The sequence below is a fragment of the Streptomyces gelaticus genome, from assembly GCF_014649535.1.
Lineage (GTDB): Bacteria > Actinomycetota > Actinomycetes > Streptomycetales > Streptomycetaceae > Streptomyces > Streptomyces gelaticus.
The window spans coordinates 1-934 of sequence record NZ_BMTF01000094.1 but is presented as its reverse complement, the minus strand read 5'-3'; the positions used below and the strand labels follow the sequence as shown (position 1 = coordinate 934).

General features: G+C 71.1%; 1 protein-coding gene. It reads right to left on the bottom strand.

Annotated features, from left to right (window positions below; genetic code table 11):
• Nucleotides 1-934, bottom strand: a 934-nt coding sequence (locus tag IE107_RS34495; RefSeq protein ID WP_189548280.1) for an AMP-binding enzyme, incomplete at both ends; no start/stop codon positions are given.

The window sequence follows — 934 nt, the reverse complement described above, 5'->3', positions numbered from 1 at the left end:
TCCATCTGGTCGAGGAACCACAACCGCTGCTGGGCGGAGGAGAGCGGGACGAGCTCCGGCCGCTCCTCGGGCATCAGGGCGGGCCGGGGCAGTTCGCCGCTGCCCGCGGTGACGCACTCCGAGAGGGCGAGCACCGTCGGGTTGCGGAACAGGTCCTTCACCCCGAGCTGGACCCCGAACGCGCGCCGGATGCGGCTGATCAGACGGGTGCCCAGCACCGAGTGGCCGCCCCGGTGGAAGAAGTGGTCGTCGATAGTGACCGACGGCAGCCCGAGAACGGCTGCGAAGAGTCCGCAGAGCACCTCTTCCTGCGGAGTGCGCGGGGCGCGCCCGTTGGTGGCGTGGGAGACCTGGGGTGCGGGCAGGGCGCTTCGGTCGACCTTGCCGTTGGTGGTGAGGGGGATCTCGTCGAGGACGACGAAGGCGGACGGGACCATGTACTCGGGCAGGGCGTCCGAGACATGACCGCGCATCTCGGCCACGTCGATCCGGTTGCCGTCGGCAGCGACGAGGTAGGCGACCAGGCGCTTGTCGCCGGGCCGGTCCTCCCGGACCACGACGGTCGCCTGTCCCACGCTGCCATGGTCGGCCAACGCGCTCTCGATCTCGCCGAGTTCGATGCGGAAGCCGCGGAGCTTGACCTGCTGGTCGGCACGGCCGAGGTACTCGACCGAGCCCTCGTGGTTCCAGCGCACCAGGTCACCGGTGCGGTACATCCGCGTACCGGCCGGACCGTACGGATCCGCGACGAAGCGCTCCGCCGTCATGCCCGGCCGGCCGAGGTAGCCGCGGGCGAGCCCGGCGCCGGCGATGTACAGCTCGCCCGGGGTGCCCGGCGGGACCAGCCGCAGCCCCTTGTCCAGGACATACAGCCGATGGTTGTCGAGCGGCTCACCGATCGGGACGGCACCCGCGTAGTCCATCGGACGGCGAA